The 4,049-nt window shown below is 67.3% G+C and carries 4 protein-coding genes; all 4 read right to left on the bottom strand.

Annotation, left to right across the window (positions count from 1 at the left end; genetic code table 11):
- Nucleotides 1–204: 204 nt before the first annotated feature.
- Nucleotides 205–468, bottom strand: a complete 264-nt coding sequence (locus Q0R13_RS01185) for an ATP synthase F1 subunit epsilon (RefSeq protein ID WP_293898224.1) — start codon at nt 466–468, stop codon at nt 205–207.
- 6 nt (nt 469–474) lie between these two features.
- Nucleotides 475–2,013 carry a F0F1 ATP synthase subunit beta gene (atpD, locus tag Q0R13_RS01180; RefSeq protein ID WP_293898221.1) on the bottom strand — a complete coding sequence of 513 codons (1,539 nt, stop codon included), beginning with the start codon at nt 2,011–2,013 and terminating at the stop codon, nt 475–477.
- Nucleotides 2,014–2,036: 23 nt separating this feature from the next.
- The gene (locus Q0R13_RS01175) at nt 2,037–2,909 is read right to left on the bottom strand and encodes a F0F1 ATP synthase subunit gamma (protein WP_293898218.1); all 873 of its coding nucleotides are present in this window, start codon (nt 2,907–2,909) and stop codon (nt 2,037–2,039) included.
- A gap of 29 nt (nt 2,910–2,938) precedes the next feature.
- Nucleotides 2,939–4,049 (bottom strand): F0F1 ATP synthase subunit alpha (gene atpA / locus Q0R13_RS01170; RefSeq protein ID WP_293898215.1); only part of this gene is annotated, 1,111 nt, incomplete at its 5' end.

Genomic DNA, 4,049 nt, shown 5'->3' with positions numbered 1-4,049 from the left:
CGGCGCGGCGGCGGGCGCAGGAGCCGGTTGAACGGCGGGAGCCTGGGCTTGGGCCGCGCTCGCCAGTCCGGCGGCGACGATCAGGCTGGATAGAGCGAGGCGCATCGAAAAAGTTCCCTGACTTCAGCGCGGCATTGAAACGTGACCAGGGCGTCGTAGGCAAGGCCCCACGGCGCCCAATTTACGGCAATAATATATACCGCGTTATGCAGCTTCGACAGCGTGTTCCGCAAGGATTGTGAAGCCGTCCGGCGTCACGTCGGCGAATCCGCCGCGAACGTCGTAGACCGTCACCGCCCCGTCGTTGTGCACGCGGACAGGACCTTCTCTCAGGGCGGTCATGAACGGCGCGTGACCGGCCAGGACCCCGAAGTCGCCCTCGGAGCCCGGCGCATCCACCTGGTCCACCGCACCGGCGAACAGCTCGCGCTCCGGCGAGACCAGGGAGAAGTGCAGCTTGTCGGCCATGGCGTTCTAGGCTTCCTGCGCCAGCTGCTCGGCCTTGGCGACCGCGTCCTCGATCGTGCCGACGTTGTAGAACGCCGGCTCGGGCAGGTGGTCGTACTCGCCATCCACCAGCGCCTTGAACGAGCGGATGGTGTCTTCCAGGCTGACCAGCACGCCGGGCGTGTTGGTGAACTGCTCGGCCACGTGGAACGGCTGGCTCAGGAAGCGGCTGATCTTGCGGGCGCGGGCGACGGTCAGCTTGTCCTCTTCGCTGAGCTCGTCCATGCCCAGGATAGCAATGATGTCCTTCAGCGCCTTGTAGGCCTGCAGGGTCTCCTGGACGCGACGGGCGACCAGGTAGTGCTCCTCGCCGATCACCAGCGGGTCCATGATCCGCGAGGTGGAGTCCAGCGGGTCCACGGCCGGGAAGATGCCCTGCGAGGCGATGTCGCGGCTCAGCACCGTCGTCGCGTCCAGGTGGGCGAACGAGGCGGCCGGCGCCGGGTCGGTCAGGTCGTCGGCGGGCACGTAGATGGCCTGCACCGAGGTGATCGAGCCCTTGGAGGTCGAGGTGATGCGCTCTTGCAGGTTGCCCATCTCGGTGGCCAGGGTCGGCTGATAGCCCACGGCCGACGGGATGCGGCCCAGCAGGGCCGACACTTCCGAGCCGGCCTGAGTGAAGCGGAAGATGTTGTCGATGAACAGCAGGACATCCTTGCCCTCCTGGTCGCGGAAGTACTCGGCCTGGGCCAGCCCGGTCAGGGCGACGCGGGCGCGGGCGCCGGGAGGCTCGTTCATCTGGCCATAGACCAGGGCGCACTTGGAGCCTTCGGTCGAGCCGTTGTTCTCGCGCGGGTCCATGTTCACGTGGGACTCGATCATCTCGTAGTAGAGATCGTTGCCCTCGCGGGTGCGCTCGCCCACGCCCGCCAGCACGGAATAGCCGCCATAGGCCTTGGCGATGTTGTTGATCAGCTCCTGCATGGTCACGGTCTTGCCGACGCCGGCGCCGCCGAACAGGCCGATCTTGCCGCCCTTGGTGTAGGGGCAGAGCAGGTCGATCACCTTGATCCCGGTGACCAGCACCTCAGCCGAGGTGGTCTGCTCGGCGAACGACGGCGCCTCGCGGTGGATCGAGGACGAGAAGGGCGAGTTGATCGGGCCCGCTTCGTCGATCGGCTCGCCGATGACGTTCATGATCCGGCCCAGGCAGGCCGGGCCTACCGGCACGGTGATCGAGCGGCCGGTGTCGAACACCGGCTGGCCGCGGGTCAGGCCCTCGGTGGTGTCCATGGCGATGGCGCGCACGGTGTTCTCGCCCAGGTGCTGGGCGACCTCGAGCACCAGGCGGAAGGGCGCGCCGGTCTTCTGGTCGGTGTTGGTGGTTTCCAGCGCGCTCAGGATCGCCGGCAGGTGGCCCTCGAACTCCACGTCGACGACGGCGCCGATGATCTGCACCAGCTTGCCGGTGGCGACGCCCTTGGCGGCGATGGGCGCCGTCGGGGCCTTCTTCGGAGCGGCAGGTTTCCGCGCGGCGGGCTTCTTGGCGGTGGCGGCTTCGGACATGTTCGGCTCTTTCAGGTCAAGGTCTAGATCGCTTCGGCGCCGGAGATGATCTCGATCAGCTCCTTGGTGATCTGCGCCTGGCGGGCTCGGTTCATCTGCAGGGTAAGCGCCGAGATCATGTCGCCGGCGTTACGGGTGGCGTTGTCCATCGCCGTCATCTGGGCGGCGAAGAACCCGGCCTGATTCTCCAGCATGGCGGAGAAGACCTGGGTGGTGATGTTGCGGGGAAGGAGTTCGGCGAGGATGGTCTCCTCGTCCGGCTCGTACTCGTAGGATGCGCCCTTCAGGTCGATCGGAGCGGCGCCGGTGGCGACCTCGGCGGGGATCAGCTGGCGCGCGGTCGGGATCTGGGTGACCACCGACTTGAACTGGCTGAAGAACAGCGTGACCACGTCGACCTCGCCGGCCGCGAACAGCGCCTGGATCTTGGCGGAGACCTCCTCGGCGACGGCGAGCGAGGGATTGCCGCCGACTTCGAAGCCGCCGACCACCCGTTGCGCATGCAGTCGGCGGAGCTGGTCGCGGGCCTTGCGGCCGACGGTCAGGACCTTGACGTCCTTGCCCTCGTTCAGAAGCTGATCGATGCGCTGGCGCGCGGCGCGCACGATGATGGTGTTGAAGCCGCCCGCCAGGCCGCGGTCGGAGGTGGCGATCACCACCAGGTGGCGCTGGTCGGAGCCGGTGCCGACCAGCAGCTTCGGCGCGCCGTCGCCGGACACGCCCGCCGCCAGGTTGGCGATCACCGCGGCCATGCGCTGGGCATAGGGCCGCGAGTTCTGGGCGGCGCTCTGCGCGCGGCGCAGCTTCGCCGCCGCCACCATCTGCATCGCCTTCGTGATCTTCTGCGTGGCTTTCACGCTGGAGATCCGATTGCGCATTTCCTTGACGCTGGCCATCGCCGGCTACCCGCTCCTGTCCGTGGGTCTTAGGCGAAGCTGTTGGCGAAGGCGGCCAGGGCGGACTTCAGATCGTCCTCGATGGTCTTCAGGTCCTTCTCGATACGGATCCTGTCCAGCACCCCCTGGTGCTTGTCGTGCAGGTTGGCCAGCAGCTCGCGCTCGAAGCGGCCGACCTGGGCGGTGGGGATCTTGTCGAGATAGCCGCGGGTGCCGGCGTAGATCACCGCCACCTGTTCCTCGACCGACAGCGGCGAGTACTGCGGCTGCTTCAGGAGCTCGGTCAGGCGCTCGCCGCGCGCCAGCATGCGCTGGGTGGCGGCGTCCAGGTCAGAGCCGAATTTCGCGAAGGCGGCCATTTCCCGGTACTGGGCCAGTTCGCCCTTGATCGGGCCGGACGCGGTCTTCATCGCCTTGATCTGCGCCGAGGAGCCCACGCGGCTGACGCTGATGCCGACGTTCACCGCCGGGCGGATGCCCTGGAAGAACAGGTCGGTCTCCAGGAAGATCTGGCCGTCGGTGATCGAGATCACGTTGGTCGGGATATAGGCCGAGACGTCGTTGGCCTGGGTCTCGATCAGCGGGAGCGCGGTCAGCGAGCCGGAGCCGTTGTCCTCGTTCAGCTTGGCGGCGCGTTCCAGCAGGCGGCTGTGCAGGTAGAACACGTCGCCCGGATAGGCTTCGCGGCCCGGCGGGCGGCGCAGCAGCAACGACATCTGGCGATAGGCCACGGCCTGCTTGGAAAGGTCGTCATAGATGATCACGGCGTGCATGCCGTTGTCGCGGAACCACTCGCCCATGGCGCATCCGGCGAACGGGGCCAGGAACTGCAGCGGGGCCGGCTCGGACGCGGTGGCCGAGACGATGATCGTGTAGTCCAGCGCGCCGCGCTCCTCGAGCGTCTTGACGATCTGGGCGACGGTCGAGCGCTTCTGGCCGATGGCGACGTAGATGCAATAGAGCTTGGCGCTCTCATCGGTGCCGGCGTTGATCTCTCTCTGGTTCAGGATGGTGTCGATCGCCACGGCGGTCTTGCCGGTCTGGCGGTCGCCGATGATCAGTTCGCGCTGGCCACGGCCAATCGGGATCAGGGTGTCGATGGCCTTCAGGCCGGTCTGCACGGGCTCGTGCACCGATTTG

The organism is Phenylobacterium sp. (assembly GCF_025351295.1).
GTDB lineage: Bacteria > Pseudomonadota > Alphaproteobacteria > Caulobacterales > Caulobacteraceae > Phenylobacterium.
Note: the sequence above shows the minus strand (reverse complement) of the source record. Positions and strands in the feature narration are given on the sequence as shown.